The 23,475-nt window shown below is 63.9% G+C and carries 23 protein-coding genes and 1 pseudogene; 8 read left to right on the forward strand and 16 right to left on the reverse strand.

Annotated elements, in window-relative coordinates; all coding sequences use genetic code 11:
• Nucleotides 1–286: 286 nt before the first annotated feature.
• A pseudogene (locus BM341_RS13420) lies at nucleotides 287–1,628 on the reverse strand (L-serine ammonia-lyase).
• Nucleotides 1,629–1,808: 180 nt separating this feature from the next.
• On the opposite strand from BM341_RS13420, the gene BM341_RS13425 reads away from it, so the two are divergent.
• Together BM341_RS13425 and BM341_RS13430 are read left to right on the forward strand one after the other, a co-directional pair.
• Nucleotides 1,809–2,732 carry a LysR substrate-binding domain-containing protein gene (locus tag BM341_RS13425; RefSeq protein ID WP_089796585.1) on the forward strand — a complete coding sequence of 308 codons (924 nt, stop codon included), beginning with the start codon at nucleotides 1,809–1,811 and terminating at the stop codon, nucleotides 2,730–2,732.
• A 345-nt stretch (nucleotides 2,733–3,077) separates the two neighbouring features.
• A complete protein-coding gene (locus tag BM341_RS13430; RefSeq protein ID WP_089796586.1) occupies nucleotides 3,078–3,737 on the forward strand; it encodes a hypothetical protein in 660 nt (219 codons plus the stop codon).
• A gap of 107 nt (nucleotides 3,738–3,844) precedes the next feature.
• Here the strand turns inward: BM341_RS13430 and rpoD are convergent, their stop codons facing one another.
• The 3 genes from rpoD to rpsU all read right to left on the reverse strand — a co-directional run bounded on the left by rpoD (nucleotide 3,845) and on the right by rpsU (nucleotide 8,080).
• Nucleotides 3,845–5,677 carry an RNA polymerase sigma factor RpoD gene (gene rpoD / locus BM341_RS13435; RefSeq protein ID WP_089796587.1) on the reverse strand — a complete coding sequence of 611 codons (1,833 nt, stop codon included), beginning with the start codon at nucleotides 5,675–5,677 and terminating at the stop codon, nucleotides 3,845–3,847.
• A gap of 238 nt (nucleotides 5,678–5,915) precedes the next feature.
• Nucleotides 5,916–7,736 (reverse strand): DNA primase, encoded by a 1,821-nt coding sequence (gene dnaG, locus BM341_RS13440; RefSeq protein ID WP_089796588.1) that lies wholly within the window; start codon nucleotides 7,734–7,736, stop codon nucleotides 5,916–5,918.
• Nucleotides 7,737–7,864: 128 nt separating this feature from the next.
• Nucleotides 7,865–8,080 (reverse strand): 30S ribosomal protein S21, encoded by a 216-nt coding sequence (gene rpsU / locus BM341_RS13445; protein ID WP_013333229.1) that lies wholly within the window; start codon nucleotides 8,078–8,080, stop codon nucleotides 7,865–7,867.
• 290 nt (nucleotides 8,081–8,370) lie between these two features.
• On the opposite strand from rpsU, the gene tsaD reads away from it, so the two are divergent.
• Nucleotides 8,371–9,408 (forward strand): tRNA (adenosine(37)-N6)-threonylcarbamoyltransferase complex transferase subunit TsaD, encoded by a 1,038-nt coding sequence (gene tsaD, locus BM341_RS13450; RefSeq protein WP_089796589.1) that lies wholly within the window; start codon nucleotides 8,371–8,373, stop codon nucleotides 9,406–9,408.
• 50 nt (nucleotides 9,409–9,458) lie between these two features.
• Here tsaD and plsY read toward each other — a convergent pair whose 3' ends face one another.
• Together plsY and BM341_RS13460 are read right to left on the reverse strand one after the other, a co-directional pair.
• On the reverse strand, nucleotides 9,459–10,058 hold the full coding sequence (gene plsY / locus BM341_RS13455; RefSeq protein ID WP_089796590.1) for a glycerol-3-phosphate 1-O-acyltransferase PlsY: 600 nt from the start codon (nucleotides 10,056–10,058) through the stop codon (nucleotides 9,459–9,461).
• 153 nt (nucleotides 10,059–10,211) lie between these two features.
• The gene (locus tag BM341_RS13460; protein ID WP_089796591.1) at nucleotides 10,212–10,640 is read right to left on the reverse strand and encodes a hypothetical protein; all 429 of its coding nucleotides are present in this window, start codon (nucleotides 10,638–10,640) and stop codon (nucleotides 10,212–10,214) included.
• Nucleotides 10,641–11,171: 531 nt separating this feature from the next.
• On the opposite strand from BM341_RS13460, the gene folB reads away from it, so the two are divergent.
• Together folB and folK are read left to right on the forward strand one after the other, a co-directional pair.
• A complete protein-coding gene (gene folB, locus BM341_RS13465) occupies nucleotides 11,172–11,537 on the forward strand; it encodes a dihydroneopterin aldolase (protein ID WP_089796592.1) in 366 nt (121 codons plus the stop codon).
• Nucleotides 11,537–12,055, forward strand: a complete 519-nt coding sequence (gene folK, locus BM341_RS13470) for a 2-amino-4-hydroxy-6-hydroxymethyldihydropteridine diphosphokinase (protein ID WP_089796593.1) — start codon at nucleotides 11,537–11,539, stop codon at nucleotides 12,053–12,055. Before folB ends, folK begins: the two co-directional genes overlap by 1 nt.
• A gap of 3 nt (nucleotides 12,056–12,058) precedes the next feature.
• Here folK and BM341_RS13475 read toward each other — a convergent pair whose 3' ends face one another.
• The 8 genes from BM341_RS13475 to BM341_RS13510 all read right to left on the reverse strand — a co-directional run bounded on the left by BM341_RS13475 (nucleotide 12,059) and on the right by BM341_RS13510 (nucleotide 20,000).
• Nucleotides 12,059–13,210 carry a tRNA nucleotidyltransferase/poly(A) polymerase-related protein gene (locus BM341_RS13475; RefSeq protein WP_089796594.1) on the reverse strand — a complete coding sequence of 384 codons (1,152 nt, stop codon included), beginning with the start codon at nucleotides 13,208–13,210 and terminating at the stop codon, nucleotides 12,059–12,061.
• Nucleotides 13,211–13,213: 3 nt separating this feature from the next.
• Complete coding sequence (glpE, locus tag BM341_RS13480) at nucleotides 13,214–13,543, reverse strand: thiosulfate sulfurtransferase GlpE (protein ID WP_089796595.1); 330 nt, start codon at nucleotides 13,541–13,543, stop codon at nucleotides 13,214–13,216.
• A 32-nt stretch (nucleotides 13,544–13,575) separates the two neighbouring features.
• The gene (locus BM341_RS13485) at nucleotides 13,576–14,406 is read right to left on the reverse strand and encodes a symmetrical bis(5'-nucleosyl)-tetraphosphatase (protein WP_089796596.1); all 831 of its coding nucleotides are present in this window, start codon (nucleotides 14,404–14,406) and stop codon (nucleotides 13,576–13,578) included.
• A gap of 37 nt (nucleotides 14,407–14,443) precedes the next feature.
• Nucleotides 14,444–14,842, reverse strand: coding sequence for a Co2+/Mg2+ efflux protein ApaG (gene apaG, locus BM341_RS13490; RefSeq protein ID WP_089796597.1), 399 nt, complete (start codon nucleotides 14,840–14,842; stop codon nucleotides 14,444–14,446).
• On the reverse strand, nucleotides 14,839–15,657 hold the full coding sequence (rsmA, locus tag BM341_RS13495; protein WP_089796598.1) for a 16S rRNA (adenine(1518)-N(6)/adenine(1519)-N(6))-dimethyltransferase RsmA: 819 nt from the start codon (nucleotides 15,655–15,657) through the stop codon (nucleotides 14,839–14,841). Before rsmA ends, apaG begins: the two co-directional genes overlap by 4 nt.
• Nucleotides 15,658–15,771: 114 nt before the next feature.
• The gene (gene pdxA, locus BM341_RS13500; RefSeq protein ID WP_089796599.1) at nucleotides 15,772–16,821 is read right to left on the reverse strand and encodes a 4-hydroxythreonine-4-phosphate dehydrogenase PdxA; all 1,050 of its coding nucleotides are present in this window, start codon (nucleotides 16,819–16,821) and stop codon (nucleotides 15,772–15,774) included.
• A complete protein-coding gene (locus tag BM341_RS13505) occupies nucleotides 16,821–17,498 on the reverse strand; it encodes a SurA N-terminal domain-containing protein (protein WP_089796600.1) in 678 nt (225 codons plus the stop codon). The genes pdxA and BM341_RS13505 overlap by 1 nt, the downstream gene beginning before the upstream one ends.
• A gap of 57 nt (nucleotides 17,499–17,555) precedes the next feature.
• Entirely contained in the window at nucleotides 17,556–20,000 is a 2,445-nt protein-coding gene (locus BM341_RS13510) for an LPS-assembly protein LptD (RefSeq protein ID WP_089796601.1), read from the reverse strand.
• Between the two features lie 159 nt (nucleotides 20,001–20,159).
• Here BM341_RS13510 and BM341_RS13515 point away from each other — a divergent pair, with 159 nt between their 5' ends.
• From BM341_RS13515 to BM341_RS13525, 3 genes are all read left to right on the forward strand, one after another.
• Nucleotides 20,160–21,200, forward strand: coding sequence for an aminoglycoside phosphotransferase family protein (locus BM341_RS13515; protein WP_175507872.1), 1,041 nt, complete (start codon nucleotides 20,160–20,162; stop codon nucleotides 21,198–21,200).
• On the forward strand, nucleotides 21,197–21,868 hold the full coding sequence (murU, locus tag BM341_RS13520; RefSeq protein WP_089796603.1) for an N-acetylmuramate alpha-1-phosphate uridylyltransferase MurU: 672 nt from the start codon (nucleotides 21,197–21,199) through the stop codon (nucleotides 21,866–21,868). Before BM341_RS13515 ends, murU begins: the two co-directional genes overlap by 4 nt.
• Nucleotides 21,869–21,936: 68 nt before the next feature.
• On the forward strand, nucleotides 21,937–22,356 hold the full coding sequence (locus BM341_RS13525; RefSeq protein ID WP_089796604.1) for an OsmC family protein: 420 nt from the start codon (nucleotides 21,937–21,939) through the stop codon (nucleotides 22,354–22,356).
• 81 nt (nucleotides 22,357–22,437) lie between these two features.
• On the opposite strand, the gene coq7 is transcribed toward BM341_RS13525, so the two are convergent.
• Nucleotides 22,438–23,082 carry a 2-polyprenyl-3-methyl-6-methoxy-1,4-benzoquinone monooxygenase gene (gene coq7, locus BM341_RS13530; protein WP_089796605.1) on the reverse strand — a complete coding sequence of 215 codons (645 nt, stop codon included), beginning with the start codon at nucleotides 23,080–23,082 and terminating at the stop codon, nucleotides 22,438–22,440.
• Between the two features lie 19 nt (nucleotides 23,083–23,101).
• Complete coding sequence (locus tag BM341_RS13535; protein ID WP_089796606.1) at nucleotides 23,102–23,443, reverse strand: histidine triad nucleotide-binding protein; 342 nt, start codon at nucleotides 23,441–23,443, stop codon at nucleotides 23,102–23,104.
• Nucleotides 23,444–23,475: the final 32 nt, after the last annotated feature.

A 23,475-nucleotide genomic window follows, 5' to 3' on the forward strand; every position in this document is an offset into this window, starting at 1 on the left:
GCCGTTGTCGTACCGTTGTCGTTGTTCTGGCGACGCCGGCCGGTACTATTATGAGAACGTTGCCGACATCGGATCCGGGTTCTTGCGCCTCGGCCCAGAGCTATAACCTTTACGTCAACGTAAACTAGAGGACGAGCGACGACTCGGCAACCGCAGAAACACCGAACTCGACCAATGGCGTAGGCCTTCAGGAATTCAATAGCTTGCAAACAAAAGCGCGACCCCCTGAACGGAAATCGCGCGGCGCCATGTCAGCGTCAACTCGAGCCACCTTTTATCGGCCTCCTCAGCACTCGATGGCATTGACCGCCAGCCCCCCGCGGGAGGTCTCCTTGTACTTGTCCTGCATGTCGGCGCCGGTGTCGCGCATGGTGCGGATCACCTTATCGAGTGAAATAAAGTGCTCGCCGTCGCCGCGCAGCGCCATCTGCGCGGCGTTGATCGCCTTCACCGAGGCGATGGCGTTGCGCTCGATGCAGGGCACCTGAACGAGGCCACCCACCGGGTCGCAGGTCAGCCCCAGGTTATGCTCCAGGCCGATCTCGGCGGCGTTTTCCACCTGACCCACGCTGCCGCCCATCAGCTCGGCGAGGCCGGCGGCGGCCATGGCGCAGGCCGAGCCGACCTCGCCCTGGCAGCCCACCTCGGCGCCGGAGATCGAGGCGTTCTTCTTGCACAGCACCCCCACGGCGCCGGCGGTGAGCAGGTAGGCCACCACGTCGCGCTCGCTGGCGCCACGACGGAACTGCATGTAGTAGTGCAGCACCGCGGGGATGATGCCCGCCGCACCGTTGGTGGGCGCGGTGACCATGCGCCCGCCGGCGGCGTTCTCCTCGTTGACCGCCAGGGCGTAGAGGTTGACCCAGTCCATGGCCGACATCGTCGAGGCGATCAGCGAGTGGTCGTCCTCGCTGGCCAGCATGCGCTGGTACAGCGACTTGGCGCGGCGCCTGACGTTGAGCCCGCCGGGCAATACGCCCTCGGCTTCCATGCCCTGCCTGACGCAGTCCTGCATCGCCGCCCAGATCGTCAGCAGGCCCTGGCGGATCTCGGCTTCGCTGCGCCACGTCTTCTCGTTTTCCAGCATCAGCTCGCTGATGCGCAGCCCGCTCTCCCGGCACATGCGCATCAGCTCGTCGCCGGTCTGGAAGTTGTAGGGCAACTGGCTGGCGTCGTTATCGAGCTGACCGGAACTCGCCTGGGCCTCGTCGATGACGAAGCCGCCGCCCACCGAGTAGTAGGTGTTGCGGTAGCACACAAAAAAACGGCAGGCTCTCCTCGTGCAACTGCATGTCGCGCGCCCAGCGGAAGGGGATCGCGTGGTCACCCGCCAGCAGCAGCGAATCGGACGCGCGCAGGGTGTCGATGGCGGGGCCGATGATCGCCGGGTCGATGCGGTCGGGCCGCTCGCCCATCAGGCCCATGATCACCGCCCGATCGGTGCCGTGGCCGATCCCCGTCGCCGACAGCGAACCAAAGAGCTGGACCTCGACGCGCGCCACCCGTTCGACCAGGTCGCGCGCCGTTAACTCACCGAGGAAGTCGAAGGCGGCCCGCATGGGGCCGACGGTGTGCGAGCTCGAGGGCCCGACACCGATCTTGAACAGATCAAACACACTGATGGACATCTTGCTGACTCCCGGGCGATTACGTGCATCGCCATTCACACGGCTCGATCACGATACATCAGCCTTGCTAAAGCATCGTGCATGACAGGCTATCTGATAACTACCATCAAGCTATGTTCAAGGCGCTTGCCTGTTGAGACAATGGATAATACCTTGTCTCAAGTTTAGTAGAACTCAACCATGAGCCGTCATCTCAACGCCCAGACCCATGCCTGGCTGAAGGTTTTCGCGGTCAGCGCACGCCACCTGTCCTTCACCCGGGCCGCCGAGGAGTTACATGTCACGACCGGGGCGGTGAGTCAGCAGATCAAGCAGCTGGAAGAACGGCTCGGCTTCAAACTGTTTCGCCGTCGGCCACGACAGCTGGAGCTCACCGAGGAGGGCAAGCGGCTCGCCGCCGTAGTGGACCAGGCTTACCAGGCTGTGGGCCTCGAGGTGAAACGGCTGCGCTCGGGGGTCATGAGCGGCGTCATTCGTCTGCGCTCGATCCCCTCCTTTCTCAATCGTTGGCTGATGCCTCGCCTGCCGCGGCTACAGTCGCGCTTTCCCGATATCGAACTGCAGGTTATCGCCGAGGACAGCAGCATTTCGCTGCGCGATGGCGACTTCGACTTGGCTATCGACCTCAATGACGGCCATCTTCCAGGGCTTGCGATCACGCCATTGATGGAGGAGCGGATCTTCCCCGTGTGTTCGCCGGGGCTGCTGCGCGGCCGACCGCCCCTGCGGCGGGCCGAGGACCTCGCCTGGTACCCGCTGTTGCACGACGTGACCGCCTGGCGAGGCAGCCACGATTACGCCGAATGGGAGCATTATCTTCAGGCCATCGATGCGGCGCATATCAATGTGCACCGTGGCTACACCTTCAACCGGCATCAGCTGATCATGGAGGCCGCGACTGCCGGCATGGGCGTGGCGATCGCCCGCCAGAGGCTGATCAGCGGCGAGCTGGGCAGCGGCGCGCTCATCGCGCCCTTTCCGCAGCGGGTGACTACAGGGATGCGCTATGGGCTCGTGCACGCCGCTGGCGCCCTGGATGATCGCCGCGTATTGGCGGTGCATGACTGGATCGTGGAAGAGGCGCGACGCTCGGCAGCGGATTGAGCGAGGCATGGGCAGTACGGATCGATGACGCTACAATGAAGCCACGCTAGGGCCTGTTGACGTTTCAGCGCGAACCGCGTTGCTGCGCCAAATGGCGCCAGGCAAGGCGCGGGATGCAGAGAAGGGTGGTTCCCTTGTCAAATCCCGCAACGCGGCATGGTGCCATTTGCCGCGCAACTCGAAGGGCCGGGCCCGTTTTCGCACGGTGCGGCGTTATTCGTCGTTCATTTGAAACAATCAAACCACTCTCCTCATGCCTTGCCCCGCACAAAAACGGGCTCCGGCGCGGCCGTGCATGAAACGTCAACAGGCCCTTGCATGTCATTGAATACAGGGAACTCATCGATGCCTGATCGCTTCACTCCCGGCCAGTCCTGGCCCATCGGCTTCGGTGCCACCTGCCTGCGCGCCCTGCTCTACATCCTGCTGGTCGCTGGCATGATGCAGGGCGTCTACTACGAAGCGCTCCAGCAACCCGAGATACGTTTTTCCGAGCGAGGTTTCACCGAACTGACGCAGTCGGTCGTGCTGTTGTCCGCATCGGCGCTATTGTTATACACCCGTCAGGCTTTCAAGATCCTACCTACCGTCACCCTGCTACTGTTCGCCTTCGTCTTCAGCTCGCTGATCCGCGAACAGGACGCGCATCTCGACACCTATGTCTTCGATGGCGCCTGGCAGTTACTGGTTGGCCTGGTTGTGCTGCCCTGCCTGTTTCTGGTAATTCGTCGCCGGTATGCCTTCATCGAGGAATTCGAACGCTATGCCAACAGCCTTTCCTTCGGACTGTTCGCCGCCGGATTTCTGACGACCTATGTATTCTCGCGGCTCTATGGACGCAGCGAGGTCTGGATGGCGATCCTCGGCGAGCATTACGAGCGCACCTTCAAGGATGCCGCCGAGGAGGTGGTCGAGCTCTTCGGCTATACGCTGATCCTGATCGCTATCATCGAGCTCGCCTTACTGGCCAGGCGTTGGCACCTCGCACGGCTCGCAACTCCGTAAGGGTAAACTGTCTGAGCGGACCCTCACCCCAGAACGACAACGCCCACAGCCGAGGCTGTGGGCGTTGTCGTTTCGGTCGAGCGTCAACCGTTCGCGGTTCGTGGAAGCTATTCGTCCAGGAAGGAGCGCAGCGGCTCCGAGCGGCTAGGATGGCGAAGCTTGCGCAGCGCCTTGGCCTCGATCTGACGGATTCGCTCGCGGGTAACGTCGAACTGCTTGCCGACCTCTTCCAGGGTGTGGTCGGTGTTCATGTCGATCCCGAAACGCATCCGCAGCACCTTGGCCTCGCGCGCGGTAAGGCCACCAAGCACGTTGCGGGTCGCCTCGATCAGGCCCTCGCCGGTGGCCAGGTCGATCGGCAGCAGGATGGTGCCGTCCTCGATGAAATCGCCCAGGTGCGAGTCGTCGTCATCGCCGATGGGCGTCTCCATGGAGATCGGCTCCTTGGCGATCTTGAGCACCTTGCGCACCTTGTCCTCGGGCATTTCGAGGCGCTCGCCCAACTCTTCCGGCGTCGGCTCACGACCCATTTCCTGCAGCATCTGGCGTGACACACGGTTGAGCTTGTTGATCGTCTCGATCATGTGCACCGGGATACGGATGGTGCGCGCCTGATCGGCAATCGAGCGGGTGATCGCCTGGCGAATCCACCAGGTGGCGTAGGTCGAGAACTTGTAGCCACGGCGGTATTCGAACTTATCGACCGCCTTCATCAGGCCGATGTTGCCTTCCTGAATCAGGTCCAAGAACTGCAGGCCGCGATTGGTGTATTTCTTGGCAATCGAGATCACCAGACGCAGGTTGGCCTCGACCATCTCCTTCTTGGCCCGGCGCGCCTTGGCCTCGCCGATGGAGAGGCGACGATTGATCTCCTTGATCTCGGTTACCGGCAACTGGACGACTGCCTCCTCGAAGGCAATCTTGCGCTGGGCACGCGTGATATCGCCTCGCAGCGGCTCCAGACGGTCGGCGTAACGAGGACTCGCCTTCTGGAAATCATCCAGCCAGTCCTGACGCGACTCGTTGCCCGGAAAGGCCTTGATGAAGGTCTTGCGAGGCACCCGCGCCTTCTTGACGCACAGCTGCATGATGGCCTTTTCCTGGGCACGCACTTGCTCGACACTGATGCGCACCTGGTTGACCAGGCGCTCGAAGTGCTTGGGCACCAGCTTGATCGGCGAGAACAGCTCGGCGAGACGCGCCTGCTGGGCCTTGGTTTCCTTGGCGCTACGCCCGTGCGTCTCGATGGCCGCCTGAACCGCTTCGTTCTGCTGGCGAATCTGCTCGAAACGCGCCTTGGCTTCCTCGGGGTCCGGGCCACCGACGGTTTCCTCGGCTTCGGCGTCCTCATCTTCGTCGTCCAGCTCGCTTGCCGGCTCGGGTTCGGGCACTTCGGCCTCGGCCACCCCGGGGATGCCCTCATCGGGATCGATGAAGCCGGAGAACAGGTCGGACAGCCGGCCCGGTGCCTCTTCGTCCTGAGTGTGGTCGTAGGCATCGAGGATCGATTCGACCGCACCCGGCAGGTAGGCCAGCGCCGACATGACCTCACGGGTGCCCTCCTCGATGCGCTTGGCGATCTCGATCTCACCTTCACGGGTGAGCAGCTCGACCGTGCCCATCTCGCGCATGTACATGCGCACCGGGTCGGTGGTACGGCCCACGTCACTTTCGACTGCCGCCAGGGCCGCCACGGCCTCCTCGGCAGCAGACTCGTCCGTGGAGTGATCGGACATCATGAGCGTATCTTCGTCGGGAGCCACCTCGACGACGCTGATGCCCATGTCGTTGATCATGCCAATGATATCTTCCACCTGATCGGGATCGGCGATATCCTCGGGAAGATGGTCGTTGACCTCGGCATAGGTCAGGTAGCCCTGTTCCTTGCCGCGCGCGATCAACTCCTTCAGACGTGACTGCTGCTGCGCATTTCCAGCCATAGAAACCCTATCTCGACGAAGAAGAATGAAGCACCTGAAGTACTGAGGCGTTGAAACTCGATAAGCCGAACAGTATAGCGGCAGAAAGCCACTTGCTGCCAGTTCGATCCGTTTGCGCGGTCATTCAGGTGTGTTAGGTTGTTCGGTTGTGCCGATAATGACAATGTCTTCTAAATGGTGATGGTAGGAGATATTTCAACCCCTGCGCCAATTTCCTGCTACTTCTTTGACGCCACCATCACCCTCGCAGTTCGCTTAGCAACATCATCAGACGCTGCTTTTCCTCACGGGTGAGCCGCTCCCCCGCCTTTTCCTTGTCCAACAGCGCATCGAACTCTTCGCGAGGCGACCGGCGCCGCTGATGGCGCTGAAAGTGCTCGATCAAGCCATCCAGTTCAGCACCGCGTGCCGCCTTGGGTATCAGCAGCTCCCGACGCGCCAGCACCGCGAGACGCTCCCCTTCGGGCGTGCCATGAAAATGCGCCAACAGCACCTGGGCACTGCGATAACGGCCCGCCCGCAAGAGCTTGATCACCTCTCGACAGAGCCCACCGTCACCGTCATCCGCAGGACACCAGGCGTCGTCGTCGGGCAGGCGCTCGACCAGCCCCGGCTCATGAACCAGCAACTGCAGGGCGCGCGCCACCAGGCTCAACGAGCCGCCGCGCACCGACCGCGCCTTGCCCCGGGGCGGTGGTGCAGGCTCGCCCACCAAGGGTGACGACGCATCGCTCGCCTCGTCGGCCGTCGATCCGTTTCGTGCCATCAGAAGCTCGAAGCGTGACTGGTCGACGCCGGTGCGCCGGGAGAGTTCCCCCAGCATCAACGACTTCAACACACCCTCCGGCAACTTGCCGAGTGCTGCCAGGACCTGGCTGGCGTAGCGCTCGCACTCCTCGACGCGCGACAGGTCCCGGCCGCTCGCCGCCTGGTCGAAGAGAAACTCGGACAGCGGGCTTGCACAGGTGATGCGATCCTCGAAGGCGGCCGTGCCTTCACGGCGTACCAGGGTGTCCGGGTCCTCGCCCTCGGGCAGGAACAGGAAACGCGCCTGCCGGCCATCGATCATCAACGGCAGCACGGTTTCCAGCGCCCGAGTGGCCGCCTGACGACCGGCACGATCGCCGTCGAAGCAGAACACTACCTCGCCCACCAGCCGAAACAGGCGGCTGAGATGATCCTCGCTGGTCGAGGTGCCGAGCGTAGCCACCACGTTGCGGATACCGAACTGCGCCAGCGCCACCACGTCCATATAGCCTTCGACGATCACCAGCCGCTCGAGACGGTTGCTTGCCTGGCGCGCTTCAAAGAGCCCGTAAAGCTCACGCCCCTTGTGGAAGACCGGCGTCTCGGGGGAATTCAGATACTTGGGCTTGGCATCGCCCAGCACACGTCCCCCGAAGGCGATGGTGCGCCCCTTGATGTCACGAATCGGGAACATCACCCGATCACGAAAACGATCGTAGGTACGCCCCGTGTCCTCGCGATGTACCAGCAGGCCATACTCGATCTGCACGGCCTCATTGATCCCGCGCTCGGTCAGGTGACGCTTGAGCCCCTCCCAGTCGTCGGGGGCGTAGCCAATGCCGAAATCACCGACAATCTCGTCCGACAGGCCGCGGTTCGATAGGTAGTCGCGGGCGCCGACCGCCTCCGGCATCTTCATCCGCTCACGGAAGAACGATGCCGATAGTTCCAGCAGATTGACGCCTTCCTTGCGCTTGCGCTCCCGTGCCTGGGCACGCGGATCGTCGGCCCCCTCGCGAGGCACCTCCATGCCCAGCCGGCCGGCAAGATGCTCCACCGCTTCGGGAAACCCCAGCCTGTCATATTCCATCAAGAATCTCAGGGCGTTGCCGTGAGCACCACAGCCAAAGCAGTGATAGAACTGCTTGTCGGCACTGACAGTGAACGACGGCGACTTTTCTTGATGGAAGGGACAGAGGCCGGAATGGTTGCGCCCGGCCTTCTTGAGCGTCACGCGCTCGCCGACCACCTCGACCACGTCGACACGGGCCAGCAGGTCATCGATGAAGCGCTGGGGAATCTGACCGGCCATTCAGGCAACCCTTCGTGGTAGTTAGCAAATGCCCCGAGACGCAAAAACAAGCGACCACCGATTGGTGGCCGCTTGGCATCCCTCTTGAGTCGACTCACGCGAGACGCGAAAGCCGGCCCCAGTACGGATCAATAGAGCCGTTCGAAACGCTTGCGCTCACGCTGGAGCTTCTTGGCGTGACGCTTGACGGCGGCTGCCGCCTTGCGCTTGCGCTCAGCGGTCGGCTTCTCGTACTGCTCACGACGGCGGACTTCGGAAAGCACACCGGCCTTTTCGCAGGAACGCTTGAAGCGACGCAGCGCGACGTCAAACGGCTCGTTATCACGTACTTTAACAGAAGGCATTAAGCACTCACCTACCTTAGGAAACTTGAGTTCGGTTTGTACGCACGCCTTGCCGGAGCTTGCTCGCCAGAACGCATGACATTCTCGAGTCGCCAGGCGAGCCGAGACGATACATGAACTTGCGAGAAAATACTCCTAGGCGCACGACCCAGTCTTGCAGCGCACAGTAGTTTAGACCCGACCCCGAGGCTTTGCAAACCGAATCAATAGGTCAGCGGCTGCAAACCCTGCCGCCGAACGCGCGAAACACGTAGACTAGAGGCCTTTCCAGCACTGACGAGCCATTCCTCATGCGCGTACTGGGCATCGAAACCTCCTGCGACGAGACCGGCGTCGCCCTTTTCGACAGCAAACGCGGCCTTGTCGCGGACGCCCTCTATAGCCAGGTCGCCATGCACGCCGATTACGGGGGCGTGGTGCCCGAACTGGCCTCTCGCGACCACACTCGACGATTGTTGCCGCTGATCCAGCAGGTGCTCGACGAGGCTGGCCTGACGCGCACCGACCTCGACGCCATCGCCTACACCGCCGGGCCTGGCCTGGTTGGCGCGCTGATGGTCGGCGCCAGCACGGCCCACGGCATGGCCCGGGCGTTGGGCATACCCGTGCTCGGCGTACATCACATGGAAGGCCATCTCTTGGCGCCGATGATAGAGGACGAACCGCCCGCCTTTCCCTTCGTGGCGCTGCTCGTGTCGGGGGGCCACACCCAGTTGGTGGATGTGCAAGGCATCGGCCGCTATCGGTTGCTGGGCGAGTCGGTCGATGATGCCGCCGGGGAAGCCTTCGACAAGGCTGCCAAGATGCTGGGCCTCGATTACCCAGGCGGCCCGCTGATCGCACGCCTCGCCGAGCAGGGCGACCCGAAGCGTCTGCGCTTTCCTCGGCCCATGACCGACCGCCCGGGGCTCGATTTCAGCTTCTCGGGCCTCAAGACCCACACCCTGACCGCCACCCGACAGCTCGAGGCGGCCGGCGACCTCGACGAGCAGGCACGCGCCGATATCGCCCGTGCCTTCGAAGAAGCCGTGGTCGACACCCTGGTCATCAAGTGCCGCCGTGCGCTCGACCAGACGGGGCTCAAGCGCCTGGTCGTTGCTGGCGGGGTGAGCGCCAACGCACGGCTGCGCGAGCGTCTCGCCCGCGAGACGGACAAACGCGGCGCCCGCGCCTATTATCCGCGCGGGCGCTTCTGCACCGACAACGGCGCCATGATCGCCTATGCAGGCGCCCAGCGCCTGCTTGCCGGCGAGCATGACGAGCTCGGCATCATGCAGGCCGTGCCGCGCTGGCCCCTGGCATCGCTTGCGGCGCCAGCCGGTACCTGACGATTGGCCGACGTTGAGTGGCTGCATCCACTTGGTTGACCCAGCCCTGGCTAATGATAGCGATCCAGCCGCGGCTCGTCGCCGCGCCCCAGGCGACGGATATTGAGCAGGTGGCGCACCAGCACCAGCATCGTGAAGGCAATCACCACCCCGGTATATTCCGGCGCCAGCCAAACGCTGGTAAGCGGCGCCGCCATGGCACTGGCCAGTGATGCGATAGCGGCCGTGTTGACTCGCCAGGCCAGCAGCCCCCAGATAGCCGCGCAAATGAGTGCCACCTCAGGGGTGAGAATCAGCATCACGCCGAATGCACTGGCCACCCCCTTGCCTCCCTGAAAGCGGTGCCAGGCCGGGTAGCTATGCCCCAACAGCACGCCCAGGCCAACCAGTCCCTGCGCCCAGGGCGGCAAACCGAGCGCCATCGCCAGCCACAGCCCCGGCATGCCCTTGACCACGTCCACCACCAGAGTAGCCAGCGCCAGGCGTCGACCATGAAGACGCAGCACATTGGAAAACCCCGGATTGCCGGAACCCATCAACCGCGGGTCTCCCACCCCGGCCCAACGGCAGACACTCAACGCACCGAGCCAGGTACCGCTTAAATATCCAGCCGCCATCAGCGACAGGATCACGTCAAATCGCGCTTCCATGGCCCCTCTCCTGCACGCCAACGTCATCAGTGCTCAGAGAGTACAATTCTGTCACTTTTAGCGAAGAAGGCCGAGTGCAGATGTGTCGGCCTGCCCACTCGCCGCAATGGATGTTGCCTCATTCTATTGCGTTGCGGCAACCTGGGGCCGAGGCTAGTCCGCCGGCCGTGTATCATCGAAGAAATTCTGGCTCTCCTTGAAATTTTCAGTCATCAGCTGGGTGTTATCTCGAGCCAAGCCTTGGCTCTTTTGCATGCTTTCTTCACTGAGCTTATGAAACTTGCTTAGGTATTCCTGGTTCAGGTCGACCAGCGTCTCGGCATCGCCTTGCAAACATTCACTGATGGCTTGAAAGGCTCGCTGTTGCTCTTCCAATAATATCCGGGGGCTGGGTAAGCCATCCATGCCGACCCACCGCCAGGACTGATCCAGGCTTATCCCGGTGACGGTGCGCGCGGTATCAAACTGGGAATCGAAGAGCCTGGCGTAATAGTCGGTTGTTAGCGAGCCATAAGCGCGCATCGGCTCCACGATAGCGCTTTGAAACTGCTCGACAACTTTTTCCATGGTTTCTTTGCTCATATAACACCTTCACTGTGTAGCTAACGGCCGGAGAACCTACGCCGGGAACTTGCACTGTAGCAGGGTTCTCATTAACTACCAGCCGGGTCCCTTTGTTTTGTTAGCCTTAAAGAAATACATAACCAAAAAACATAGCTATATAAAAACAAACTTACATACAGACCCAATTTCGAACAACGAAACACCACTTTTAATTGATTCACGACAAACAAATATGAAGAAATCCATAAAATAACGCGGTTAACTTATAAAATTAAGAATGCATTATTTTATACACCTATATAATTAAATCATCGTTAAGGCATTATGATAACAGGAGCTTTGCATTAACCTTGACGCCTTACCGCCTGCATTATTTAGTAGTCATAATGTGAGTATTCAGCAAACAACCAATCCTGACGAATTATCAAGTGAACGCCGCTAGTTATCCTGGCGGCTGGGCCGAAACCCCCTGTCTGTCGTCCAGCGATCGGGTAACGTACAATCGCCTTTAAACCATATTTAATGCCGTTACGATGGGACCTGACCTCCATGGATCTTGTACTGATTGAGTCGCTTGGCGTCGATACCGTGATCGGGGTCTACGACTGGGAGCGCACCATTACCCAGCGACTACTTCTCGATCTCGAGCTTGCCACGGATATCCGCCCGGCCGCCGCAAGCGACGACATCGCCCTGACCCTCGATTATGCGGCGATCTGCGAGCGCATCATCGCTTTCGCCGCCGAGCATGACGTTGCGCTGGTCGAAACCTTTGCCGAGCGCCTCGCCGAGACGCTGCGTGAGGAGTTCGCTATCGCCTGGCTACGCCTGACCGTGCGCAAGCCCGGTGCCGTGCCGGCAGCGGCCGCGGTGGGCGTAAGCATCCAGCGTGGCCGCCAGCCGGAGACCCAGTGATGGGCCGTATCAGTGTAAGCATCGGCAGTAATATCGAGCGTGAGCATCATGTGTGCGCCTGCCTGGACGCCCTGTCGGAGACCTTCGGTACGCTCGCCGTCTCGCGAGTCTTCGAGAGCGAACCGGTAGGCTTCGAAGACGGCCGCAACTTCTACAACCTGGTGGTCGCCTTCGAGAGTCGCTGGGCGGTAGGCGCGCTGCAGGCGTGGTGCAAGCGCCTGGAAGCCGCCAATGGACGCGTCAAGGACGGGCCCAAGTACAGCCCCCGTACGCTGGACATCGACATCCTGACCGTTGGCACCCTGACCGGCCGGCATGACGGGGTCGAGCTACCCCGCGACGAAATTCTTCACCATGCCTTCGTACTGCAGCCCATGGCCGAGTTGCTGCCGGAGGACCACCACCCACTCACCGGTAAGCCCTACCTTGATCACTGGGCCGCCTTTGCCGCAAAGGACCAGCGACTGTGGCCGGTCGATTTCGTCTGGAATGGGCGACTCATCTCGCGCGCGGGCTGACGCTCACCCGTTACCGAGTGCCCCGTCGATCGCGTCCCGGCGCCGAGCAGCAAGCTCCTCGCCCAGCGCCCGTCCCTGGTAGCCCTCCGCCAACAGCGCCTTGGGCAGAATTTGCGCGGCCAGTCGCCAGGCAAGCGACAAGTCATGGGCGAGTTCGGCGTCATCCAGACTCACCAGGCTGACCAAGGGTGGCACCCGCTCGCTTCGGCGCCATGCATCGATGGCATCAAGCCAACCCATCACCCGCTGCCCATCAAGCGGGCAGCCGGCAGCGGTATCCAAGCGCAGCCTGCGTGTTATCGCGGCCTGGCGGGCCAAGGCCGCATGGGCCTTGGGCAGGCGAAGGCGCTCGGCCAGCGCCTGACGGGGCGGCTCGCCAAGATGCTCCACCAGCCTCGCCCACCGCCAGCAAGTAACGGGCTCGGCATCCATGTCTTCCGGCAGCTGGTGCAGTCGCCCCAGCGCCTCGTCCAGGGCGGTGCCGTCGGCGGCAAGCTCCGGCAACAGCACCGCGAGGGCGCCACATTCGGCAAGGGTCTGGAAGTAGACTTCGGGCCAGGGTTCGCCAAGCGCCTTCTCGGTTTCCGTCCACACTCGCTCGGCGACCAGATGGGAAAGCTCTCCGCTGCGTACCAGCCGCTCCATCAGCGTCCGAGTCTCGTCGGCCACCACGAACCCCAGCCCGGCGTAGCGGGCCAGGAAGCGCGCGGTGCGCAGCACCCGCAGGGGATCCTCGACGAAGGCCGGTGAGACATGGCGCAGTAACCGGGCCTGGAGATCCGCCTGGCCACCGTAGGGGTCGACCAGTTCGCCCTCGGGCGTCTCGGCCATGGCGTTGATGGTCAGGTCGCGACGTGCGAGATCGTCCTCCAGGGTCACCTCGGGGCTGGCATGCACCTCGAAACCGGTATAGCCGTGGCCCGACTTGCGCTCGGTGCGCGCCAGGGCGAATTCCTCGTGGTTTTCGGGGTGCAGAAAAACCGGAAAATCGCGCCCCACCGGCTTGAAGCCACGGCGTCGCATGGCATCGGGCGTGGCCCCCACCACGACCCAGTCGGTATCCTTGACCGGCCAGCCAAGACGAGCATCGCGCACCGCCCCGCCGACCCGATAGACCTCAAGCCCCTGCAGGCGTGGATCCTCGCCGATGTTCATCGCTCAGGATTCCACGCGGTCGGGATGCCGGTGCGCCCAGTCGGTAAAGCCGCCATCCAGGCTGTACACCTCGGCGAAGCCTTGTCCCGCAAGCCAAGCGGCGGCCTGCTGACTGGAATGGCCGTGATAGCAGACCACCACCAGCCGCTGCTCCCGCGGGGCTTGCGCCAGCAAGGTCGATACGCTGTCGCTGTCCAGATGCCGGCTGCCGGGAATATGTCCCTGCGCGAAGCTTACCGGGTCGCGGATATCGACCAAGGTGAGTGACTGGCCGCCGCCTAGCCAGTCACCCAGGGTGGGAATATCGAGATGTTGAAAGCTTGGCTGGATCATGGTGCGTTGCTCCTCATCGAGACATGGTCACGTCAGTCATGGCGCTGCCGGCTAGGCACGCTGAAGCGCTCCCCGCTGGCGAGGTTCATGGCGGTGAGCTCTCCCCCCCAGACGCAGCCGGTATCCAGCGCCTCGACGCACACCCGTCGCTCGGGTGTTTCGCCCTGCAAGGCCGCCCAGTGGCCGAACAGCAGCCAGGGGTCGTCATCGCGGGGGTACTGGAACCATGGCGCAAAGCCCGCCGGCGCGCTATCCAGTCCTTCCTTGGCGGCGAACTCCAGGCACCCCTCGGCATCGATGAAGCGCATGCGAGTAAAGACGTTGATGAGGTGTCTCAGCCGGTCGATCCCCTCGAGATCGTCGCGCCAGCAGGCCGGCTCATTCCCGTACATCCGCTCGAGAAACTCACCGGCGCGCTCACCGCCCAGCCGAGACTGCAGCTCACCGGCACGCTCGGCCGCAGCGTGCAGCGACCAGCGAGGCGGCAGCCCGGCGTGGGTCATCACGATCTCGCGCTCACCCGGGCCGTCTTCCTGGACCATGAAGGGGCGCGTCTGCAGCCAATCGAGCAATGTCTCCCGATCGCGGGCCGCCAGGGTAGCGGCCAACGTATCCTTGGCGCGCGGCGAGCCGCCTCCACGGGCCACGGCCAGCAGGTGCATGTCATGGTTGCCAAGCACCGTCACGGCGGCCTCCCCCAGCGCCATGACCTCGCGCAGACAGGCCAGCGACTCGGGCCCGCGGTTGACCAGGTCGCCGGTCAACCACAAGCGGTCGCGACGCGGGTCGAAGTCGAGCCGGCCGAGAAGCTCGACGAATTCGGCATGACAGCCGTGAAGGTCGCCGATGGCATAGGTCGTCATGGCAGCATCCTTGTGCTTTTGTCGGTCGACGATAAGGTCAGTGAACCTGGTTGGGACCGGCCAGCCGGAAAGGCGCGATGGCCACGTCGAAGGGGCGTTGGCTAGCGGTTTCCACGCAGGTATAGGCGCCTTCCATCACGCCCACCGGACCGTCGAGAATCGCCCGGCTGGTATAACGGAAGGTCTGGCCGGGGCCAATCATCGGCTGCTGGCCCACCACGCCCTTGCCGCGCACCTCCTGCACCTTGCCGCTACCCTGGGTGATCTTCCAGTAGCGGGCGAGCAGCTGGACGCTATGCCCGGAATGATTGTGCACTGTGACCGTGTAGCTGAACACGTAGCGCTGGTCATCGGGAGCGGATTCGTCCAGGCGGAACGACGGCTCGACATCGACACGGACGGCGTGGTCGAGCGGCTCGGAAGGCGTCGGCGTCATGACGTTTCTCCTGTAACGGTTTCCACCAGGTGATTGGCGATGCGCACGAACTCCTCGACCGTGAGCGTCTGGGGACGACGTCCCGGCTCAATGTCCAGCGCCTCGAGCGCCGCAGCGTCGATGCGGCCCTTGAGGTTGTTGCGCAGCGTCTTGCGTCGCTGACCGAAGGCCTGACGCACCACATCGAAGAGTAGCGCCTCGTCGTGTGCCGGGTGCGGCAGTGCAGCGTATGGCGTCAGGCGCACGATAGCGGAATCGATCTTGGGACGCGGTACGAAAGCGGCGGGCGACACGGTGAACAGCGACTCCACGCGGCAGTGATACTGCGCCAGGACCGAAAGCCGCCCCCAGTCGGTGCTGCTTGGCACCGCGGCGAGCCGGTCGACCACTTCCTTTTGCAGCATGAAATGCATGTCGGCAACGGCATCACCTGCCTCCAGCAGGCGCACGAGCAGCGGCGTGGAGATATTGTAGGGCAGGTTGCCGACCACCCGCAGCGCCGGGCCCTCGCCACGCAGAAACCGGTAGTCGACCTTGAGGGCATCGCCCTCATGAATCACGACGTTCGGATAATTGAAGAACTGCACGCGCAAGCCGGGAATCAAGTCACGGTCGAGTTCGATCACCTCGAGCCGTCCGCCCGCGGCCTCGACCAGCGGCTCGGTCAACGCCCCCTGGCCGGGGCCGATCTCCACCAGCCGGTCGCCCTCGCGCGGGCCGATGGCACGCACGATGCGCGCGATGACGCCCGGGTCACGCAGGAAATTCTGGCCGAAGCGTTTACGGGCCCGATGAATCGGGGGGCGAGAGGCCATGCAGGCGGATCCTTTTATTGCAGTGAACGAGTATACGGTGATCGTGAGCAATCGATGGGGGTGCTTGAGGATGGGTGGTCTTGATAAAAGCAGCGAGGCTGGTCTCCGGCCCGTTCAGGCCAAGCCGCCACGGCGGGCCATGTCAGCGGCGAGACGCACCGCCACTTCCAGGCTGCCGGGATCGGCAAGGCCACGCCCGGCCAAGTCCAGCGCGGTGCCGTGGTCGACCGAGGTTCGCACCAGCGGCAGGCCCAGCGTGATATTGGCAGCGCGACCAAAGCCGGCATACTTGAGCACCGGCAGCCCCTGGTCATGATACATGGCCAGGACCGCGTCGACGCCGTCGAGGTGGCGCGGGGTGAACAGCGTATCGGCGGGCAGCGGCCCGTCGAGCGCCATGCCCTCGGCCCGCAGAGCCTCCAGCACGGGAATGATCACGTCCAGCTCCTCACGGCCCAGATGACCGCCCTCACCGGCATGAGGGTTGAGGCCGCACACGGCGATGCGCGGCGCGCTCACCCCGAACCAGCGAGACAGATCGGCATGCAGGATGCGCAGGACCCGCGCAAGGCGCGGCCCGGTAATGGCGTCGCTCACCTCACGCAGCGCAAGATGTGTGGTGGCAAGCGCCACGCGCAGCGCACCGCCGCCCCGCCACTCTGGCGTGCGGGCATGCAGGGCGCTGTCGGTCGCCAGCAGCATCACCACCTCGTCGACGCCACAGCGGTCGCGCAGGTACTCGGTGTGACCGCTGAAGCCAACATGCCCGGCATCCAGAATCACCCCTTTGTGCAACGGGGCCGTGACCATGCCAACAGCGTGACCGGCATGACAGGCGGCGACCGCCGCGTCGAGGGTCTCGAGTACATAGCCGGCATTGGCAACATCCAGCACCCCCGGGTGCGAAGGCGCCCGCAGCGCCACCGGCCAGACCGGCAGCAACCCCTGCCGTGGGGCCGGGATCGGATCACCGGGCGCAAGCGTGACCAGCTCGAGCTTGCGACCCAGCATGGCGGCGCGCTCGGCCAGCAGTGCCGGGTCGCCGACGACCACCACCCGCGCGGGCGGTGCGGCGTCGGCGGCCAGCATCACGGCCAACTCGGGCCCGATACCCGCCGGCTCGCCGGTGGTCAGCGCGAGTACCGGACCGCCAGCGTCCGCCATCAGCGTTCGGCGAGCCGATTATCGATGAAGGCGCGGGAGCGGATTTCCTGCATCCAGATGTCCAACTCCTCATTGGCCTGACGCTGAAACAGCGCCTGACGCGCCTGTTCCCGGCTGGCGCCCTGCTCTTCCATGAGCTGCTCCACTTCTCGATCGGAGATGTTGATGCGGCTGCCAATTTCACGCTGTTGGACCTGGCTCAACAGCATCTCGCGGCGAATCTGCTCGCGCACGTCGGCGAAGGCCAGGCCATCGGCTTCCACGGCGTCGGCGAATTGCTCGAGGCTCATGCCATTGCTCTCGGCAATACTTCTCATCTGACGGTTGAGATCGGTATCGTCCACCGACAGCCCGGCGTCACGCGCCATCTGTAGCTGGATCTCCTCGATGATCATGCGCTCGAGCATCTGCTCACGCAGCACGCGCTCCGGGGGTAATGACTCGTCGCGAGCCTCAAGCTGGCTGCGTGTCTGTGCGACGCGTTCCTCGAGATCACTGGCCATGATGGCGCCGTCGTTGACCACCGCCACGATGCGATCCAGCGACTGGCGCTCCAGCGGCTGATAGTTGCTCTGTGCCTGGCTGGCAAGCGGCAAGGCGCCCAGGCACAACGCCAGGGCCAGGCTGGCGCCTAGTTTGGCGATGCGTCGACTGCGCAAGGTACGTCGACTCGGCATAGCGTTGGTTCCTCTCGTTGAATCGTGCTGTCTTTGAATAGTCGCTCTCATCTCGCGTCAGAACGCCGTGGCGCGATAGCCCGGAATGGCCTGCTCGAAATAGCTATCGGCTTCGCCGCCGACCCCGCCCAGGCCCTTGAACACGAAACGCAGGAAGACACCGCGGTCGACATAATCGTCTTCGATGGTATTCGCGGTGTCGCGGTCATCGACCCACTCGCGCCAGACCAGCTGCAGACCATAGCAGCAGTCGTTCCACTGAACACCCGCCAGCTGCTCCAGGGCGCGGTCGTTGGTATTGTCGTAGAGCACGCGACCGATCAGATCAACCTGCCGGCTGGCCTTCCAGGCGAACGACAGGTCGTACTCCTCGCGGTTGTAAGTGAGCACGTCCTCATCTTCCAGGCCGGGGTCGAAGCCTTCGAGTTGCCAACGGTAGCCTAAGTTCAGTACATGACCGGCATCGGCGCGATACTGCACGGCCAGTGATGCGCTCTCGGTTCGCTCACGATCATCGTCGTAGAGCCACTGCCAGCGCGAACGCCAATGATCGGTCATCTGCCAGTCGAGGCGCGTCACGATCGGCGAACGGTCGCGGGTAGCGCGGTAGTAGTCCTCATCGCGGCTCTCGGACGGCAGGGTGTCGGGGTCGCCCGCCATGTCGATATTGCGATCTTCGAAGTAGAGCGCTTGTCCGATGCCCAGGGCGAGGCGCTGGCGTCCGCTGGCGTCTTCCAGAAGGCGCGAATCGACTCCGAAAGACAGCCGGTTGAGATCGCCGACGCGATCCGACCCCGAAAAGCGATACGGCGACCACAGCTGGTTCCAGGAAAAGGCCCGCTCGGCGGTATCGAAATCGGGGAACTCGCTCTGGTCGCGGGCCGGCACGTAGGCATAGTTCATGCGGGGTTCCAGCGTCTGGCGATAGCCCCGGCCCCCGAGGTCGAGCTCGCGCTCGAAGGCCAGGCCGGCATCGAGGGTACTCACCGGCACGCTGCGGGTCAGGGTGGTGTCACGGTCGGTCTCGCGGTTGCCGTAATCCAGCTCGTAGGCGGTCGCCAGCCACTCGACCCGCGGTTCCAGATGCCCCCAGGTCTCGTCGAAGCGCCAGCCCGCGGCCGGCGCGAGATGCAGCCGGGTGCCCACGGCGGCCTCGCGATCGAAGCGGGGGTTATCGGGTAGCTCCGCTTCATCCACGTCACGCCAGAAATACGTCAGGTTGGAGCGCCACTGCTGGTAGAAGCCGCTGTCCTGGGACCAACGGGCATTGGCGGTCAGGCTAGGCAGGCGATAGAAGGGTTTCTCGCGATCCAGCAGCGGCTCCTCGAGACGCTGGAAGCCCTGAGCCCGCGCCTGAAGCTGCCAGACGTCGCCGCGATGGTCGATCTGGGCCAGCCGTGGCAGGTTGGAGGTCTCCTGTTCGCCGAACGTGGTACCGAAGTCGTCGAAGTAGCGCCCGTCACTGGCCGCGCCGTAACGCAGCCGATATCGGGTGCGTGCATCGAAGCGCCCGGCATGGCGGTAATCCACATACCAGCGATCCTCGCCCTCGAACCGCTGCGGCTCATCGTAACGATCATCGTCGGAGCCGCCATCGTCATTGGCAAGATAGGCCCCTTCGATCTGACCGGCATTGTCTTCGTACAGGTAGCGATACTCACCGCCCATCAGCAGGCCGCGATCCGTTATCCAGCGTGGCGTGATAGTGGCATCCCGATTCGGGGCGATGTTCCAGTAGAACGGCTGGGCATAGTCCAGGGAGTCGAGCGAGATGCCCAGCATCGGCCAGAGAAACCCGGTCTGGCGTCGTTCGTCGATGGGAAAGCGCAACCATGGCCAATAGAACACCGGCACCCTAGCCACCTCCAGCCGGGCATGCCTGGCGGTGCCGACCCCTGTCTCGCGATCCAACAGGATGTCGTTGCCCACCAGTCGCCAGGTGTTATCGCCCGGATCACACGTGGTGAAGCTCGCCTCGGTGAGGCGGTAGCGGCCATCCTCGAGACGCGCCAGGCGCTGAGCGTCGCCCCGCAAGCGCTGCTCATGGGCAACATAATGGGCGTTATCGATACTTGCGGCATCGCTGTTCAAGGAGAGCTCGGCAGATTCCCCGCGTACCAGGATACCGCGGTCGCGCAGCGCCAGCGGGCCCTCGGCAAAGGCCGTCTCGCGCGTGCCGGGAACGCGGACCCGCGGCGCCTCGAGCTGGGCGTCACTGCGACGCAGCACGACCTCGCCGGCCAGGATGGTTTCGCCATCCGCGCCGTAATCGGCGCTGTCGGCCTCGCTGGCGATCTTTTCGTCCGCCGGGACCGGCAGGCGATAGCCCGGCATCACGTAGCGGCCACGGCAAAGCGCGCCCTCGGGACGGTCGCTTCCCCAGGGTTGCCAATCGAGCTGATCGGCCGGCAACGGCTCGGGTGGCGCCGCCGACAGCGGCAGGCTCACCATGCCGGAAGTGACGAGTCCTGCCAGGGTCGTCCACGAGAGTCGCTTGCCCATGTTTCACGATGTCCTTGGCGAGATGAATCGGTATTATACAGGCCGCATTCTGCCTGTCCCGCCGGCTTCAAGCCTGCCACCGCCGGCGAGAACGGCAAATCAGCATGCGGGGACGCCACGGAACCGTCAACCGCACCACGACCCAGGAGCCCGATGACGATGTCCGACGCCACTGCCCCCTTGCGCCTGCAACAATTGCGTGACTGGGCCGCTACGCGCCACGCGCTCGCCCCGGGGCGCGTCGCGCTGGAGCTTGCCGCCGGCGACGCCAGTTTTCGCCGCTACTTCCGCCTGACGTTGCCCGATGGCCAAACGCGCATGCTCATGGACGCGCCGCCCGACCATGAGAACAGTCGCCCGTTCGTGGCCATTGCCAGACACTGGCAGGCCGCCGGCTTGCCGGTCCCGGGCCTGCATGCCGTGGACCTGGAGGCCGGCTTCCTCGAGCTCGATGATCTCGGTGACACGCCGCTTCAGCACTGCCTGCGCGAGGCGGCGCATCCGGTCACCCTGGGCTGGCATGAGCGTGCCATTGAACTGCTTCACGCCCTGCAGAACCGCGCCTCCGCCGAAGCGCTGCCGCGCTACGACGAGGCGTTACTCGGGCGCGAGCTCGACCTCTTCCCGCAATGGTGTCTCGGCGCATGGCTGGAGATTGACGCTCCGCCTGGCTGGAGCGCGCTGCACGAGGCGCTGATCGCCTCGGCACTCGCGCAACCGGTGGTCACGGTGCATCGCGATTACGACGCCATGAACCTGATGGTGGACGGCGACCAGCTCACCCTGATCGACTTTCAGGACGCGGTGGCCGGCCCCATCAGCTACGACTTGATCTCGCTACTACGGGGGCGCTACTGCCGCTTCGCACCCGCCCGCTTCGCCGGCTGGACCGAGGCGTTCCGCCAAACGGCGATAAGTGACGGCCGCCTGCCGGGCAGCGTGACGGAAGATACTTTTCATCGACAGGTGCAGGCCATGGCCGCCCAGCGCGCCTTGAAGGTGCTGGGAATCTTCTGTCGGCTCACGCTGCGTGACAGGCGTGAGGGTTACCTAGAGCGTCTGCCGCACTTTCTCGATCATCTCGACGACAGCCTGGCGGATCTTCCCGAGCACCGCGCCTTTCGCCACTGGCTGGCCGAGGTTTTCCGCCCCGCCCTGACCCGGCGACTGGCCGCCCCATCGCGGGGGGAAGACTCATGAAGGCGATGATCCTGGCCGCGGGCCTCGGCACGCGCATGCGCCCGCTCACCGATCGCTGCCCCAAGCCGCTGCTGCCGGTGGCGGACAAGCCGTTGATCGTCCATCACCTGGAGCGCCTGGCCGAGGCAGGCATCAAGGAGGTGGTGATCAACGTCAGCTACCGTGCCGAGCAGGTCGTCGCCGCCCTCGGCGAGGGCAGCGACTTCGGGCTTACCATTGCCTGGAGCCACGAGGCGGCGCCGCTGGAAACCGGCGGCGGCATCCTCAACGCGCTGCCGTTACTCGGCGAGGCGCCGTTCCTGCTGGTCAACGGCGACATCTGGTGTGACATGGCGCTCAGCGCACTTGACGGCCCGAGCGGCCTGGGCGACGACCTGGCGCATCTGGTGCTGGTCGACAATCCGCCGCACCACCCGGCCGGCGACTTCCGTCTCGACGGCGAAGGCCGGGTACACGACTCGGGCGCGCCACGCCTCACCTTCGCCGGTCTCAGCGTCATTGACCCGGCGCTGGTGGCTAACCAAGCGCCGGGCGCCTTCGCGCTGGCACCGCTGCTGCGCCATGCCATGGCCGCGGGCCGCGTCGCCGGCCGCCACTACCGCGGCGACTGGGTCGACGTGGGTACCCCGGAGCGTCTGGCCGCCCTCGACCGCCACCTGCGGGGCTGAGCACCGTCGCGCCAGCTGGTATGCTGCCTGGCCTGTTGTCAGCGAATTCAACCGAAGGAAGCCGATCTATGAAAGCCAGCGTCAAATGGACCGATGGTCGTCAGTTCGTCGCCGAATCCGGAAGCGGCCATAGCGTGGTAATCGACGGCCCGCCCGATCATGGCGGCCGCGATACCGGCCCGCGCCCTATGGAGATGCTGCTGATGGGGCTCGGCGCCTGCACGTCGTTCGATGTCCTGGAAATTCTCGAGAAGTCCCGCGCGCCGGTCAGCGATTGCGTGGCCGAGGTCGAGGCCGAGCGCGCCGACAGCGTACCGAGTGTCTTCACGCGGATTCACGTGCATTTTATCGTCAGTGGCAACGGCTTGAAGGAAAAGCAGGTCGCGCGGGCGGTGGAGCTCTCCGCCGACAAGTACTGCAGCGCCTCGATCATGCTCGGCAAGGGTGGCGTCGAAATCAGCCACTCGTTCACTATCGTCGAGGGCTAAGGGACCGTCGAGGGCTAAGGGGCCTCATCGAGGGCTACAGGGCCATCGAGAGCTACAGGGCAAGGCGCGCGAAGCCGCGACTTAAATCCGGTAGGCGCTGGCAGCCATGGCGTTGGCCACCAGCGACATGCCGGCCTTGACCGGTGTCGGGAAGCGCATGGCGCCGGCTTCGAGAGCCAATTGGGCATGATGCGCCTCGTCGATACGCATCTGACGCAGCACGGCGCGAGAACGCTGATCACCACGCGGCAGTCTCTCCAGCTGCTTATCCACTAGTTTGCCCAGTTGTTCCTCGGTGGCTGCAACCGCCCCGAGCCCGACCCGATGACCTGCCGCACCCGCCGCAACGCCAAGGCCAAAGGAGGCAACATAGAAGAACGGCGTCAGACGACTCGTGCGGTCATGCAGTTCGTGCAGGCGGGCATAGCACCAGGCCAGGTGATTGGTCTGCCCCCGGGCGGCCGCTTCCACCTGACCGCGCCGTTCGGGCAGCCCGACGGCGAGTCCCTGGCCTTGATAAAGCGCCTGGGCGCACACTTCGCCAGTATGGTGGATGCGCATCAGTCCCGCCGCGTGACGGCGTTCTTCAGTCTCCATCGGGCCGTCTCGCACGTCGCGCGTGGCCGGCGAAGGGCGTGAGGCCGGTGCCGCGCCAGGCACCAGAGTGCGAAGCGCGGCATCGAAATGGTGGACAAGGCGGTCGGCACGGGAGAGCTTGCGGGTCATGGAAACCTCTTGAATGCCGTTATCCGGCCGGCCACGTGAAGCGCCGACCGCCCATCAGATGCATGTGGATATGATAGACCGTCTGGCCACCATGGTCGTTGCAATTCATGACCACCCGGTAGCCGTCATCGGCGAAGCCCTGCTGCCTGGCGAGCTTGGCGGCGGTGTACGTTAGCCGGCCGACCAGCGCCAGGTCACTCTCCTCGAGATCGTTGAGCGTGGCGATGTGCTGTTTGGGCACGATCAGCTGGTGGGTCGGCGCCTGAGGGTTGATATCGTTGAACGCCAGTACCTCATCGTCCTCGAAGACGATGTCGGCGGGAATCTCACGGTTGACGATCTTGCAGAACAGGCAATCCATGGTCGAGTCTCCTTGGAGGATTCAGGCAGTGG

Source organism: Halomonas korlensis, assembly GCF_900116705.1.
Classification (GTDB): domain Bacteria; phylum Pseudomonadota; class Gammaproteobacteria; order Pseudomonadales; family Halomonadaceae; genus Halomonas; species Halomonas korlensis.